At 70.0% G+C, this 13495-nt stretch carries 15 protein-coding genes; 6 read left to right on the top strand and 9 right to left on the bottom strand.

The genetic code is table 11. The annotated features are described in order from the left end of the window. Positions 1-125 precede the first annotated feature (125 nt). Positions 126-407: a metal-sensitive transcriptional regulator gene (locus QE388_RS11170; RefSeq protein ID WP_307385344.1), complete on the top strand. Its 282-nt coding sequence runs from the start codon at positions 126-128 to the stop codon at positions 405-407. A gap of 11 nt (positions 408-418) precedes the next feature. Beyond that, positions 419-760, top strand: a complete 342-nt coding sequence (locus QE388_RS11165; RefSeq protein ID WP_307385343.1) for a heavy-metal-associated domain-containing protein — start codon at positions 419-421, stop codon at positions 758-760. Positions 761-764: 4 nt separating this feature from the next. Here the strand turns inward: QE388_RS11165 and QE388_RS11160 are convergent, their stop codons facing one another. Both QE388_RS11160 and QE388_RS11155 read right to left on the bottom strand, forming a co-directional pair. After that, positions 765-1037, bottom strand: a complete 273-nt coding sequence (locus tag QE388_RS11160; RefSeq protein WP_275796028.1) for a hypothetical protein — start codon at positions 1035-1037, stop codon at positions 765-767. A 99-nt stretch (positions 1038-1136) separates the two neighbouring features. Further along, positions 1137-1688, bottom strand: coding sequence for a PadR family transcriptional regulator (locus QE388_RS11155; RefSeq protein WP_275796030.1), 552 nt, complete (start codon positions 1686-1688; stop codon positions 1137-1139). 133 nt (positions 1689-1821) lie between these two features. Here QE388_RS11155 and QE388_RS11150 point away from each other — a divergent pair, with 133 nt between their 5' ends. The 4 genes from QE388_RS11150 to cydC all read left to right on the top strand — a co-directional run bounded on the left by QE388_RS11150 (position 1822) and on the right by cydC (position 8160). Then, positions 1822-3264: a cytochrome ubiquinol oxidase subunit I gene (locus QE388_RS11150; RefSeq protein WP_307385341.1), complete on the top strand. Its 1443-nt coding sequence runs from the start codon at positions 1822-1824 to the stop codon at positions 3262-3264. Positions 3265-3284: 20 nt separating this feature from the next. Further along, complete coding sequence (gene cydB, locus QE388_RS11145) at positions 3285-4316, top strand: cytochrome d ubiquinol oxidase subunit II (RefSeq protein ID WP_307385339.1); 1032 nt, start codon at positions 3285-3287, stop codon at positions 4314-4316. A 358-nt stretch (positions 4317-4674) separates the two neighbouring features. Continuing rightward, on the top strand, positions 4675-6261 hold the full coding sequence (cydD, locus tag QE388_RS11140) for a thiol reductant ABC exporter subunit CydD (protein WP_307385338.1): 1587 nt from the start codon (positions 4675-4677) through the stop codon (positions 6259-6261). A 213-nt stretch (positions 6262-6474) separates the two neighbouring features. Further along, on the top strand, positions 6475-8160 hold the full coding sequence (gene cydC, locus QE388_RS11135) for a thiol reductant ABC exporter subunit CydC (protein ID WP_307385337.1): 1686 nt from the start codon (positions 6475-6477) through the stop codon (positions 8158-8160). Between the two features lie 194 nt (positions 8161-8354). Here the strand turns inward: cydC and QE388_RS11130 are convergent, their stop codons facing one another. From QE388_RS11130 to QE388_RS11100, 7 genes are all read right to left on the bottom strand, one after another. Next, positions 8355-8708: a VOC family protein gene (locus QE388_RS11130; RefSeq protein ID WP_275797808.1), complete on the bottom strand. Its 354-nt coding sequence runs from the start codon at positions 8706-8708 to the stop codon at positions 8355-8357. 74 nt (positions 8709-8782) lie between these two features. Beyond that, positions 8783-9628: a MerR family transcriptional regulator gene (locus QE388_RS11125; RefSeq protein ID WP_275797810.1), complete on the bottom strand. Its 846-nt coding sequence runs from the start codon at positions 9626-9628 to the stop codon at positions 8783-8785. Positions 9629-9734: 106 nt separating this feature from the next. After that, entirely contained in the window at positions 9735-9890 is a 156-nt protein-coding gene (locus QE388_RS11120) for a hypothetical protein (RefSeq protein WP_193752605.1), read from the bottom strand. 63 nt (positions 9891-9953) lie between these two features. Continuing rightward, positions 9954-10283: a hypothetical protein gene (locus QE388_RS11115; RefSeq protein ID WP_307385335.1), complete on the bottom strand. Its 330-nt coding sequence runs from the start codon at positions 10281-10283 to the stop codon at positions 9954-9956. Positions 10284-10381: 98 nt separating this feature from the next. Further along, positions 10382-11842 (bottom strand): YcaO-like family protein, encoded by a 1461-nt coding sequence (locus QE388_RS11110; RefSeq protein ID WP_275798796.1) that lies wholly within the window; start codon positions 11840-11842, stop codon positions 10382-10384. After that, complete coding sequence (locus QE388_RS11105; RefSeq protein ID WP_275798798.1) at positions 11839-12597, bottom strand: ABC transporter permease; 759 nt, start codon at positions 12595-12597, stop codon at positions 11839-11841. The genes QE388_RS11110 and QE388_RS11105 overlap by 4 nt, the downstream gene beginning before the upstream one ends. Continuing rightward, entirely contained in the window at positions 12594-13490 is an 897-nt protein-coding gene (locus tag QE388_RS11100) for an ABC transporter ATP-binding protein (protein WP_307385332.1), read from the bottom strand. The genes QE388_RS11105 and QE388_RS11100 overlap by 4 nt, the downstream gene beginning before the upstream one ends. Positions 13491-13495: the final 5 nt, after the last annotated feature.

Below are 13495 nucleotides of genomic sequence, written 5' to 3'. Positions count from 1 at the left end.
GGTACGACGAGAGAACATGTCGACCTCCTGATGTCTCGACCATCCGTCGGCGAGCTCGGAATTCCGAGGGGGTTGACAGACCGGAACTCGGTGCTTCGTATACCCCACGGGGGTATTATCGACGTATGCACGGATACGTGGGCCACAAGGACGACCTGCTCAAGCGTCTGCGTCGCGCGGAGGGCCAGGTGCGCGGCATCGCGCGCATGGTCGACGACGACCAGTACTGCATCGACATCCTGACCCAGGTGTCCGCCGCGACGAAGGCGCTCGAGACCGTCGCCCTCTCGCTCCTCGACGATCACCTGTCGCACTGCGTGGCCGAGGCGGCGGCGCAGGGCGGTCCCGTCGCCGAAGAGAAGCTCAGAGAAGCCAACCAGGCGATCGCCCGCCTGGTCCGTTCGTGAAGGAGACCCCCATGGCCACGCAGCGCATCGAACTCGGACTGACCGCCTCGACGCCCTCCGGCGGAGGATGCGGCGACGGTTGCGGGTGCGGCCACACCATCGCGGCTGCCGCCCCCACCCCCTCGGCGAGCGAGGACCTCTACGACAGCGAGCTCCGCGTCGAAGGCATGACGTGCGCTCACTGCGTCCGCGCCGTGACCGAAGAGCTGGACGCCCTCGACGGCGTCGAGGTCGCGAGCATCGACCTGAACGTCGGGGGCGTATCCATCGTCCGCATCCGCTCGAACGGCACCGCCGGCGATGACGAGCTGGCGGCGGCGATCGACGAAGCCGGTTACACGCTCGTGCGCTGACCGCTCACGCGGAGCGACGCAGGACCGCGTCGACGGCGGCGTGGAAAGTCAGGTGCTGGGCGACCTCGACCGCGCGGTCGTAGCGCGTTCCGCCGAGCGCCACGAAGACCGAGCCGACGACCTCCACGTAACCGACGATGTACCCGTCGCGCGCGACCTCGTAGAGGTCCATGTCGATGCGCGTCCAGGGGATCTCGATCGGAGCCACGGGTGTCGACGGGGCCGCCGTAGCGGCGACGACGCGACCCGGGCGGCTGAGCGGTGCTTCCATGACCATGTGTGACTCCTTCGGTCGTCCGGGTGTGTTCTCACCCTGTGCCCCGAGGTTCTGATCCACTCCGGCCTTGACGAAACTCCTACGTGCGGCTAACTACCCTCACAGCGCCGCCCGCGCCGGGCGACCGCGACGGGGACGCTCGTCCGAGATCGCGAGGCCGGTCGCCCCGGCCGCGAGCACCTCCACCTCATCGAGCCAGCGCAGTTCAGCCTCGAGACGAGCGCGCCGGGCCGCGGCGACGATCGCCGTCCCGGTGGCATCCGCTCCGTCGCCCTGAGTCGCCTCTTCCGCGAGGGCAGCCCGCACACCGGCGCGCTGAGCAGCCAGGATGCCGGGGACGTCGGCGTCCGGAAGGGTGACCGCCAGCGCGATGCGCAGGGCCACCTCGTCGCGTCCGTCGGCAACGGTCGCCGCTCTCAGCCACGCGCGCGCCTCCGCGCGCCCCGCCGGCGTGACGCTCCAGAGGACCCGCCCGTCGTCGTCGACTCCGCGGTTGTCGACCAGGCCGTCGCGTTCGAGCCGCTCGAGCGTCGTGTAGACCTGCCCGACGTTCACCGCCGCCCCGGTCCGACGGGTGTACTCGGCGCGAAGCTGGGAGCCGTAGCAGGCGCCCTGATCGAGGATCGCGAGCAGGCTCTGACGCACCGACATGGACTCTCCGAACACGCTCGAGAAATGACTTTCCGAGTATATGGTTCGATGCCGAATCAACGCGGAATGGCGCGGTGCGGCGCGGCGTAGCATGTGGTCTGACCACATAGCACAGCTTGATCGGAGGCTCCTCGTGGAGTGGCTCGACCCCCTCGCTCTCGCCCGCTGGCAGTTCGGGTTGACGACCCTGTACCACTTCCTCTTCGTGCCTCTGACACTGGGGATGTCGCTCGTCGTCGCGATCTTCCAGACCGTCTGGTACCGCACCGGAGACGTGAAGTGGCTGCACCTCACCCGGTTCTTCGGGAAGATCTTCCTCATCAACTTCGCCATGGGCGTCGTCACCGGCATCGTCCAGGAGTTCCAGTTCGGCATGAACTGGTCGGCGTACTCCCGCTTCGTGGGCGATGTCTTCGGCGCACCGCTCGCCTTCGAGGGGCTCCTCGCCTTCTTCCTCGAAGCCACCTTCATCGGCCTGTGGATCTTCGGCTGGGACAAGCTCCCTCGCCTCGCTCACCTCGCGAGCATCTGGATGGCGACCCTCGGGGCCACGTTCTCGGCCTACTTCATCATCGCCGCCAACGCGTTCATGCAGAACCCGGTCGGCTACCAGATGGCCGCCGACGGCCACCGCGCCGAACTCGTCGACTTCTGGGCGATGCTCACCAACCCCGTGGCGCTCGCGGCCTTCCCGCACACGATCTTCTCGGGCTGGATGTTCGCGGCGATGATCGTGGCCTCGATCTCCGCCTGGCACCTCGCTCGCGGTCGCAACGTCGAGATGATGCGCACGACCCTCCGATTCGGGCTGTGGTCGGCGATCGTGTCCTTCGTGCTCGTGGCTGTCGCCGGTGACCAGCTCAGCCTGGTGATGGTCGCGACCCAGCCGATGAAGATGGCGGCGGCGGAGGCGACCTTCAACACCGTCTGCGGACAGGATGCCTCGTTCTCGATCTTCACGTTGGGCACCCCCGACGGCACGAGCGAGCTGTTCTCGATCCGCGTGCCCTTCCTCCTCAGCATCCTGTCGACGCACTCCCTCGACGGCTGCGTCGAAGGCATCAACGACCTGAACACGCTGTACAGCCAGCAGATGTTCCCGCAGTTCGCCGACCAGGTGGACGGGAACTTCGCGCCCGTGCTGTGGGTCACCTACTGGGCCTTCCGCTGGATGATCGCGCTCGGCGGCCTGACCGCCCTCATCAGCGCGGTCGGTCTGTGGGTCACGCGCAAGAAGGCGACCCGCCCCGTGAAGCAGTGGATGTGGCGCGTGGCGATCTGGGCCGCTCCCCTGCCGATGATCGCGAGCCTCGTCGGCTGGGTCTTCACCGAGATGGGCCGCCAGCCGTGGATCGTCTTCGGCCTGATGCTCACGCAGGACGGCGTCTCCCCCAGCGTCCCGGGATGGAGCGTGCTCGTCTCGCTCATCGCCTTCACCCTCACCTACGCGAGCCTCGCGGTGGTCGAATTCGGACTCATCAAGAAGTACGCGCAGAAGGGACCGGACCCACTGCCGGATCCGAACGCGGCGCGGGAGCCCGACACCGTCGAGAACACCCCGACCACCGTCTACTGAGTCGGCTCAAGGAGAACATCATGGATCTCGCCTACCTCTGGTTCTGGATCGTCGGATTCCTCTTCATCGGCTACTTCGTGCTCGACGGGTTCGACTTCGGTGTCGGGATGTCACTGCCGTTCCTCGGCAAGGACGACATCGCGCGCCGCCAGATCATCAACACCATCGGCCCCGTCTGGGACCTCAACGAGACGTGGGTCATCGTCGCGGGAGCGGCGCTGTTCGCCTCGTTCCCCGAGTGGTACGCCACCCTCTTCAGCGGGTTCTACCTGCCGCTGCTGCTGATCCTGCTGGCGCTGATCGCACGCGGAGTCTCGTTCGAGTACCGTCACCAGCGCGAGTCGCTGAAGTGGAAGCGCGGCTTCGACCGGATGATCGTGATCGGCTCCGCCGTCCCCGCGTTCCTGTGGGGAGTCGCGTTCGCGAACATCGTGCAGGGCGTGCCTCTGGATGCCGATCACGAGTACGTGGGCACCCTGTTCACGCTGCTCAACCCTTACGGCATCCTGGGTGGCCTGGTGACTCTGCTGCTCTTCTTCACCCACGGCGTGTACTTCGTGGCGCTGAAGACGGACGGGCAGGTGCGGACGGATGCGCGGAAACTCGCCCGGACCTCGGGCCTCGCGACCATCGTGGCCGCAGCCCTGTTCCTGGTCTGGACGATCGTCCAGGCGGCGAACAATCAGGCGCCGCTCCTGCTGGGGGTCGTCGCGTTGTCCGGCATCGCCGCGCTGGCCCTGATCGGCTCGTGGGTGGCCAACCTTCGCGACCGCGAGGGCACCGCCTTCACGCTCGGCGCGATCACGATCGTCACGGCGGTGGCGGCCCTGTTCTTCGCGCTCTTCCCGAACGTGATGCCCTCGACGCTCGAGGCGGGCTCGGGCCTGACGATCGAGAACGCGTCCAGCACCGACTACACGCTGACGATCATGAGCTGGGCGGCGCTGATCTTCCTGCCGCTGGTGCTCGCGTACCAGGGGTGGACGTACTGGGTGTTCCGCAAGCGCGTCACGCGCGCCCGCATCGAGAAGGCCGCCCTCGTCGCGCACTGACGCCGGTCGTCCCGCTCCCTCGGGGAGCGGGGCGGCCCGTCTGGAAGGATCGTTGTCGTGAGTGACGTGGGAGCAGAGAAGATGCGTCCCGTGGACCCGCGGCTCATGCGCTACGCCACGGCCGCCCGCGGGTTCCTCGTCATCACCGCCGCGATCGTGCTGGCGCAGACCGGCGTGATCGTCGGTTTCGCGTGGGCGTTGACCTCGGCGCTCGTCGGCGCGATCGGCGGGCGACCACCGGCGGACCTGTGGGGATACGTGGGGGTGGCGGCATCCCTGGTCCTCCTGCGCGGGCTGCTGATCGTCGCGTCGGAGCGCGTGTCGGCGCGCGGAGCGGCGGTCGCCTCGCTGCAGCTGCGTGAGAAGCTCGTCGCCGCGGTGGCCCGGCTTCGGCCCCCGGTGGCTGGCCGGGCGCAACACCGCGTCGCTCGCGACCACCGCGGGGCACGGCCTCGAGGCGCTCGACGCCTACTTCGGGCGTTATCTTCCGCAGCTCGTCGCGACCGCGATCACGATGCCGATCCTCATCGGGGCGATCGCCCTGGCCGATCCGCTCTCGGGCCTCATCGTGGTCCTCACGATCCCGCTCATCCCGATCTTCATGGTGCTGATCGGACTGGCGACCCGTGCCGTGCAGCAGAAGCAGTACCGCACGCTCGGGAGGCTCGCCGCACGCTTCGCCGACACGGTCGAGGGCCTCGGCACGCTCAAGGCGTTCGGGCGTCAGCACCGTGCCGCCGACACGATCGAGACCGTCACGCGCGACTACAAGCGCGAGACGATGACGGTGCTGCGCGTGTCGTTCCTCTCGGGCTTCGCCCTCGAGTTCTTGGCATCCATCTCCGTCGCGATCATCGCCGTGACGATCGGCTTCCGGCTCCTCGCGGGCGACCTCTCGCTGCTCGTCGGCCTGTTCGTGCTGCTGCTCGCGCCCGAGGCCTACCTTCCGCTGCGCCAGGTCGGCGTGCAGTTCCACGCGGCGTCGGAGGGGGTCGCGGCCACGGGCGAGATCTTCGACGCCCTCGATGCCGCCCGGAAGACCCCCGCCCCGGATGCCGAGACCTCGGCGACCGGGTCGACGGTGGCGCTGCGCGAGGTGCGTGTGCACCGCGGAGTGCACCGGATGCCGACGGTGTCGCTGTCGGTGGGACCGGGCGAGATCGTGCTCGTGACCGGCCCGAGCGGAGTCGGGAAGTCGTCGCTGATCGCCGCGCTGCTCGGGTACGCCGAGCATGACGGCGAGGTGCGCGTGGGTGGCGAGGCCGTCTCCCACGCGCGCGCCGTGGTCGCGTGGGCGGGACAGCGGCCCGGACTCGTGTCGGGCACGGTCGGCGAGAACGTCGCGCTCGGGTCGACCCTCGATGCCGTCGCCGTAGCGCGAGCGCTGGCCGACGCGGCCGCCGACATCGATCCGGCGACGCCGCTCGGCGCGGGCGGATCGGGCCTCTCCGGTGGGCAGGCGCAGCGGGTCGCCGTGGCCCGAGCGCTGTATCGCTCACGCATCGCCGGTGCGCCGGTGCTCGTGCTCGACGAGCCCTCGAGCGCCCTGGATGCCACGACCGAAGCGCACCTGTGGACGACCCTGCGCCGTGAGGCCGACGCCGGTCGCGGGGTGCTGCTCGTGTCGCACCGCCCGTCCGCGCGGTGGATCGCGGATCGCGTGGTCGAGCTGCGTCCCGCTGCCCCCGAGCCCGCACGCGAGGTCCTCGAGCCCGCACGCAAGGTCCCTGAGCCCGTCGAAGGGACCGAAGGCTTCGACGAGCTCAGCCACCTCCGCCCCGACACCGACGTCGCCCCGGCCCTCGAGCCCGCACGCGAGGTCCCTGAGCCCGCACGCGAGGTCCCTGAGCCTGTCGAAGGGACCGAAGGCTTCGACGAGCTCAGCCACCCTCCGCCCCGACACCGACGTCGCCCCGGCCCTCGACCCCGCACGCGAGGTCCCTGAGCCCGCACGCCAGGTCCCTGAGCCTGTCGAAGGGACCGGAGGCTTCGACGAGCTCAGCCACCTCCGCCCCGCCCCCGACATCGCCCAGGCCCTCGACCCCGCACGCGAGGTCCCTGAGCCCGCACGCCAGGTCCCTGAGCCCGTCGAAGGGACCGGAGGCTTCGACGAGCTCAGCCACCTCCGCCCCGCCCCCGGCCACCAGGAGGGACGCGAGTGAACACCCGGGTACGCGGCATCCTGCGCTCGGCGATGCCCTCGCGTCGTCGGTTCGCGCCCGCGGTGCTGTCGGGCTTCGGCACCGCGCTGAGTGCCGTCGCGCTGCTCGCGGCGAGCGCATGGCTCATCGCGCGGGCGGCGGAGCAGCCGCTCGTGATGTACCTGTCGGCCGCCGTCGTCGGGGTGCGCGCGTTCGCGCTGTCGCGCGGGGTGTTCCGCTACCTCGAGCGGTTGACGAGCCACGATGCGGCCCTGCACCAGCTGGCGGGCCTACGCGCCGATCTCGTGCGCGAGCTGGTGCCCCTGGCGCCGGACGGGCTCGGGCGCGCGCACCGCGGAGGACTCCTGTCGAGCGTCGTCGACGACGTCGAGGAGCTGCAGAACCTTCCGCTGCGGGTCGTCCTGCCCCTGTCGGCCGCCGCCCTGACCTCTCTCGCCGCGGTCGTCTTCACGGCGTTCATCTCGTGGCCGGCCGCACTCGTGCTGCTCGCCTGCCTCGTCGTGGCCTTCGGGGTCGCCGTGGCCGTCGGGTGGGCGGCGGGCTCCCGCGCGGAGCGCTCGGTGGCGCCGCTTCGCACCGCCGTCGCCGACGCGGTGCACGACCTCCTGACGAACCTCGACGTGCTGACCGCCTACGGGGCTCTGGATGCCGCGCGCGAGCGCGTCCGCTCCGCCGACGCCGCTCTGCGCCGGGCGCTGGTCCGTCGGGGCGTGGCGCAGGGGCTCACCTCCGGTACGGTCTCGGTGCTCGCCGGCGCCGCCTCGCTGCTCGCCCTCGCGGTCGCGGCCCCGGGCGTCACCGGCGGGACCCTCTCGGGGCCGGGGCTCGCGGTCGTCGTGCTTCTGCCGATGGCCGTGTTCGAGGTGTTCGGACCGGTTCCTCTCGCCCTCGCGTCCTGGCGGCAGGTGCGGGCTGCGGCCGAGCGGATCGCCGAAGCGGTGCCCGAGACCATCCCCGACGGCCTGCCGCAGACCGAACCCGCGGCCACCGGCACCGGGCCCGCACTCGGCGAGGGTCTCGTGCTCCGCGGGCTGGCGGCGCACTGGCCCGCCCGCAGCGACTCCGACGGCGACGCCGGGCGGCTCGACGACGTCGAACTGCGCGTGTGCCCCGGAGAGCGTGTCCTCGTCTCGGGGCCGAGCGGCGCGGGCAAGACGACGCTCGCCCACGTTCTCGTGCGCTTCCTCGACTACGCGGGGTCGTACACGGTGGGCGGCATCGAGGCGCGCGAGCTCTCCGGCGACGACCTGCGCCGGACGGTCGGGCTGATCGAGCAGGCGCCGTTCCTGTTCGACGAGTCGGTGCGCCAGAACCTGCTCTTCGCTCGCGACACGGCGAGCGACGCAGACCTGTGGGCCGTCCTCGCACGCGTGGGGCTCGACGGCTGGGTCCGCGAGCGCGGCGGCCTCGACACCCGCGTCGGCGACCGGGGCGTCCTCGTCTCGGGCGGGCAGGCGCAACGACTGGCTCTGGCACGGGCGCTCCTGCGCGGGTTCCCGGTGCTCGTGCTCGACGAGCCGACCGCGGGCGTGGACCCCGCGGCATCCGAGGCCCTGCTGCACGACCTGCTCGGCGCGGTCGATCGCGACCGTGCCGTGCTGCTCGTGTCGCACGTCGAGGTGCCCGCCGGGCTGGTGGACCGCGAGGTGCGGATGGAGGACGGGCGGGTCGTCTCCGGCTGACCCGTCCGCCCGGGCGCTGATCACGTCCCGTCACCGCGCCGTAGGCCCAGCCGGCGGGCTGAGTGTCCAGAACACCCGGAGAGAATCTTGCGAGGCCCGGGTGTTCTGGACACTCAGTTGGAGTCCCGTGCGTCACGGACTCGGCGTCCGGGAGTTGTGGGCACTCACCAGCGGGAGCGGCCCCGTCTCGCTCGTCAGCCGACGAGCTTGCGCTGCCACACGCCGAACCGGTTGCCGGCCGGATCGGCGAGGTGGGCGAAGAGGATCGTCCCGTTGTCAACGAGCGGCCGCACCGCCTCGGCGCCCTGCTCGATCGCCGACTGCAGCGTCGCGCGGATGTCCGCGACCTCGACGTAGAACACCGCCCACGCTTCACCGCCGATCTGCGACGTGTCCCAGAGCCCGCCGGCGTTCTCGTTCACGGCGGCGTAGCCGCCGGGATTGGCGGCCGCGAACCGCCAGCCGAACAGCTGCCCGTAGAAGGAGCGAGCGGCCTGCGGGTCGGGAGTGCCGATCTCGAAGTAGTTCACGGTGTTCGTGTCGCTCATGGGTGTGACCTCTCTCGTCTCGGGCGGCTCGTCCGCCCTCTGCATCGAGAGTGCGACCTGCCACAGTGAGAGGGTCAAGCGATCGGCACGTTGACCTCGGTAACCCACTTCGCGGGGTCGCTCTCTCGCCCGGGCCCCACGACGTAGACATTGAAGAGGGCACCCGCTCGCGCGAACCCGTGTTCGGCGATCCAGGTGCCGAGGATCTCGGTCGCGCGCCCGATGGTGTCGAAGTCTCCCCTGTGGGTGGTCCAGGCGACGCGCTGCGCGGGGAGTTCAGCGATGTCGAACCCGTCCTGCGGCGAAAACGGCCCGCTGTAGTCGCGCCAGATCGCCATCTCGACGTCGTCGTCGCGGAACTCCTCGTCGAAGTAGGTGGCGCCGACCAGCTCGCCGAAGCGCGCCGGGTCAGCGCCGTCCGGGCGGGCGATCAGGTCGCGAAGGTCGGCCCAGAGCTCACCCTCCGCCGGATAGCAGGCCACCGTGCGCCGCAGCCGAAGCGTCCGCACGGCGGGGAAGACCCGCTCACCGACCACGGCCGGCGACGTGTCGAGCGCGTCGGCCAACGACAGCGTCAGACGCTGCTGCGCTCGAAGCTCGGCGGCCGCGGTCTCGAGCGAGGCCGCGTGCTGAGCGAGGCGCGCCCGCAGCACGTGGGGGGTGGCGAAGAGCGGGAGGAGCTCCGCGATGAGCGAGATGCCGCAACCGGCGTCGCGCAGGGTGCGGATGCGGCCCGCCACGCGCAGCTGATCGGGCGTGTACCGCCGGTACGACGTGAACGCGTCGACCGACGCGGGCGTGAGGAGCCCGCGCTCGTCGTAGTGGCGCAGCATCCGCACACTGATACCGACGTATCGCGAGAACTCGCCGATGCTCAGCAGGCGCGCACCCGCTGCTCGGGTGACGGTCGATTCGCTCATAGGCCGATTGTCGCCCACGGGTCCGACATCGCCACTGCGAGCCGTGGCCACGGCGGGCGCGCTCCCACCGGCGGGCGCTCCGCGCGATATCGGCGAGGCGCGAGCGTCAGGATGCCGCGACGAACCGCACCCGATCGGGCGCCACGCTCACCCGCACGGCGTCTCCCGCACCGAGCCCCGCGGCCTCACCCGGCGCCACCTCGGCAGCCCCGCGGTCGGTGACGACGCGCACGCCCGACGGCGTCGGCTCGAGGTGCGACACGATCGCGGGGAATCCTTCTCCCAGCCGCAGGTCGGACGCGCGGACCGGGACCCGCCGGAGCCGTCACGTCAAGAGCAAGAGCAGCGACACGCCACTGCCCACGACGCCGCCCACGACCCCGGCGATCCACGCCGCGGGGCGCGGGCGCCCCCCGGGCCGAAGAACCACCATGAGCAGACTCGCCGTCAGTGCACCGCCGCACACCCACAGCCACGTCGCCACGAGAGGCGGAGCCGTGCCGGCCAGGGCGATCGTGCTGTAGCCGGTGAAGGCGATCCCGATCAGACGGAGAACGACCCGGTGCTGCACGAGCGTGATCACCGTCGCCGCGGCGCCGGCGAGATGCAGCGCGAACGGCAGCAGATTCTGCGCCCCCACGGATGCGACGATCACGGGCATCAGCCCGAGCACCGCACCCAAACGCGTGCACGCCAGTGCGACGGCCGTGGATGCGAGCGCGTCTCGTCGCCGGTGCGAACTCACGTCGCCGCTCACGGGTACGGCAGGGGGTCTGAGAGCAGATCGTCGCCGACAGGTTCGGCGCGAAATCCGGCTTCGACCGGCACGGTCTGATAACGCGGATGCCCGAGGGCCGGAGTCTGCGGCGGGTACGGTTGCGCGAGCTCGGGAATATAGCTCTTCCAGATGCGCGTCTGCATGAGGTCGCGGTGGCTGAAGTCGAACATGATCGGGTCGATCCCCCGCTTCTGCAACGACGAATGCAGACGAGCGACGGGATCGGGGTCGGCCCGATCGACGATGTCGTACAGCTCGCTCAGGCGCACCTCCCCGCCGCCGCGGAAGTACCAATCGGTGCGGCGCGCGTTCTCGGGGTAGCCATAGAACGTGATGGCCTGCACGAAGCGGAGGAATTCGTGCGGCTCTGCATCCGGGTGGATGCCGAAGAGCCGCTCGAACGAGGCCCGGAACTGCCAGTTGTCGGTCTGCTGGCAGATGCGCAGAGTGCGCTCCGACTGCGAGTACTCCCCCAGGGCGGAACGCATCGCGGCATCCGGAGTCGGTCCGATCCCCCCGCCTGCGTTGTAGGTCATCTCGGGCAGCCACTCGTCGAACTGCACGGCGGTGATGACCGGGAACTCGGGGAAGTCAAGGTTCTGAAGGAAGAATCTCGGGGCTCCGACCCCCTCGTGGAGGCGATCGACCGCGCGTTGGAGGCGGCGGTCACGTAAAGGCACGTCGAGCACGATCTCGTCGAGCGGCACCCGGGCATGCCAGCGAAGATTGACCGCGTCACGTTCGATAAGTTCGTCGAGAGCGTGGAAGACGGCCTTGTCGGTCGAGACGTGGCAGGCGAGTCCGCCGCTGGGGGCGAGACCGATGAGCGGCTCCTCGGGCTGCCGATAGTACGTGAACAGCACGAGCTGCGCGGGCACCCACACCTCGTCGCCGGCGTACAGGCGCCGGCCGGGGATCCACCCGAGGTGGTCGTCGTCGCCCCACCGGTCGAAGAGGAAGTGCGGGTCGGCGTACTGCGCGTCGGAGAAGAGCGGGATATCGTCCGCTCCCAGACACACGCGCCCCTGTCGCTGCATCTCGCGGCGGCTGCCGTAGGCGAGGCGGTCGGCCCACTGCAGGAACGCGAACGACCCGAGCACGCGTTCGACACCCTCGCCCATCGCGGACACATAGGCGTTCGGCAGATCCAGGCCCTTGCCGCCGCCGTAGACCTGCGAGCTGTAGCCCGAGTTCAATCCCGCCACCCCGAGCACACGGCTCACGATGTGGTCGAAGTCGAAGTACTGCCCGTGCGCGGTGTGCAGATGCGCGCCGGATGCCGCGCGAAAGTACGTCGTAAGCAGTCGGATGAAGCCGTCGGGCGAGTGCAGCGACTCGATCTCCGCGAGCGACCTCTCCTCTTCGCGCGTCAACGTGGTCGCCACCACAGGGCGGCGACGGTTCCAGTGCGTCTCTTCGAGGCGTACGGGTGTCATGAACTACGTCCTTCCCAATCGAACGTGAGCGTCGTCACGATGACGACGACAACGGTGGAGAGCGTCAGGGCGAAGAGCCGCGAGGCGTCGACCTCGCCATAGCCGCTATAGGTGAAGACCAGCAGATCGTTGGCGATGGCGAGAGGGTTCCACTGCACGATGGCCTGCAGCCAATCGGGGAACGACTGCCGGGGCAGGGCCGCTCCACTCGAGAAGAACATGACGAAGAACACGGCGGCGGACACCACCTGCACACTGCGCATCGGCAGACGGAGGCCGCCGAGGAGCACCCCCCACGCGACCGTCACGACGAGCACCCCGAGGGCCGATGCCAGGAACGCCGGCCAATTCGCCGTCGAAGACAACCCGTAGAGCACGAGGGTGACCACGATGAGACCGAGGAGCGAGACGGTCACCGTGACAGCGGCTGTGATGAACTGCGCCCCGAAGAACACGGCGGGATGGAGAGGAGAGAGACGGTACCGTTTCAGCGCCCCGCGCGAGCGGTTCTCAGCGACATGGATGGACAGCCCCATGATGCCGACGTTGGCCGCGGTGACGGCAACCATCGACGCCATGTAGGTGTCGATGAAGCGAATGCCCGGCGCCACCTCGTCGGTTGCTCCGATGGAGCCGACGAACAGCAGCAGGATCAGGGGAAAGGCGATCGAGAAGAACATCGCTGTCGGCTCGCGCAGGAACAGGCGCAGTTCCACTCCGACGAGAGCCCGGAGCGAGCGGACGAGAGACGTCATGCGGGTGTTCCTTCGTCGTGCGCGACACCGCCGAGGAATGCGATGTCGCTGAGATCGGTGCGTCGCAGGGTGGCGCGTGCCCGCTGGGCGGGCGTCAACGCCTCGTATGCCGCGCGCAGATCGTCGACCGGCCCGTAGGTGCGCGTGCTGCGGCCGTCGCGCACCGCCGACGCCGTCTGTGAGGACGACGCCGCGTCGATACCCGTGAGGCACCATTCGTGCGGGAGTGCCGCGAGCAGCTCCGCCGGGGTGCCGTCGGCGATGGTGCGCCCGCGCGACATCACGACGACGCGGTGCGCGATCTCGGCGGCGACGTGCATGTCGTGGGTGGTCACCAGCATCCCGACTCCCGTCGACGCCCGGTCGACGAGCAGGCGGATGATCTCACCCTGGCCCTCGGGGTCGAGCCCGGCGGACGGCTCGTCGAGGATCACGAGGCGCGGGTCGTGGATGAACGCGAGAGCGAGGGCCGTCCGACGCTTCTGCCCGCCGCTCAACGTCTCGAACGGCCGGCGCGAGAACTCCTCGAGTCCCAGCCGCGCGATCAGGTCACCGTCAGCGCCGACGACGCAGTAGATCGCTGCGTACAGAATCACGGCTTCGGCGACGCGGATGCGCCCCGGGAACCCCTCCTCCTGCAACTGCACCCCGAGCATCCTGGCGCGTTCGCGGCGCGACCCTCCGGCGTCGCCGAGCAGCTCGATCCGACCGGCATCGGGCGCGCGCAGCCCCTCGACGCACTCGATCAGCGTGGTCTTGCCCGACCCGTTCGGGCCGACGAGGCACACGATCTCTCCGGCGCGAACCTCGAGCGAAGCGTCGACGACGGCACGCACCGGCCCGTACGCCTTACCCAGACCGCGCACGGACAACAACGGAATGTCGCTCGTCATTCGTT

Origin of the sequence: Microbacterium sp. SORGH_AS_0969 (genome assembly GCF_030818255.1) — a bacterium.
Classification (GTDB): domain Bacteria; phylum Actinomycetota; class Actinomycetes; order Actinomycetales; family Microbacteriaceae; genus Microbacterium.
Note: the sequence above shows the minus strand (reverse complement) of the source record. Positions and strands in the feature narration are given on the sequence as shown.

Bases quoted from the DNA above. Each gene is read 5' to 3' on its own strand.
- QE388_RS11170 (WP_307385344.1), top strand. From the start codon at position 126: ATGCACGGATACGTGGGCCACAAGGACGACCTGCTCAAGCGTCTGCGT.
- QE388_RS11165 (WP_307385343.1), top strand. From the start codon at position 419: ATGGCCACGCAGCGCATCGAACTCGGACTGACCGCCTCGACGCCCTCC.
- QE388_RS11160 (WP_275796028.1), bottom strand. From the start codon at position 1,037: ATGGTCATGGAAGCACCGCTCAGCCGCCCGGGTCGCGTCGTCGCCGCT.
- QE388_RS11155 (WP_275796030.1), bottom strand. From the start codon at position 1,688: ATGTCGGTGCGTCAGAGCCTGCTCGCGATCCTCGATCAGGGCGCCTGC.
- cydB (WP_307385339.1), top strand. From the start codon at position 3,285: ATGGATCTCGCCTACCTCTGGTTCTGGATCGTCGGATTCCTCTTCATC.
- QE388_RS11130 (WP_275797808.1), bottom strand. From the start codon at position 8,708: ATGAGCGACACGAACACCGTGAACTACTTCGAGATCGGCACTCCCGAC.
- QE388_RS11125 (WP_275797810.1), bottom strand. From the start codon at position 9,628: ATGAGCGAATCGACCGTCACCCGAGCAGCGGGTGCGCGCCTGCTGAGC.
- QE388_RS11110 (WP_275798796.1), bottom strand. From the start codon at position 11,842: ATGACACCCGTACGCCTCGAAGAGACGCACTGGAACCGTCGCCGCCCT.
- QE388_RS11105 (WP_275798798.1), bottom strand. From the start codon at position 12,597: ATGACGTCTCTCGTCCGCTCGCTCCGGGCTCTCGTCGGAGTGGAACTG.
- QE388_RS11100 (WP_307385332.1), bottom strand. From the start codon at position 13,490: ATGACGAGCGACATTCCGTTGTTGTCCGTGCGCGGTCTGGGTAAGGCG.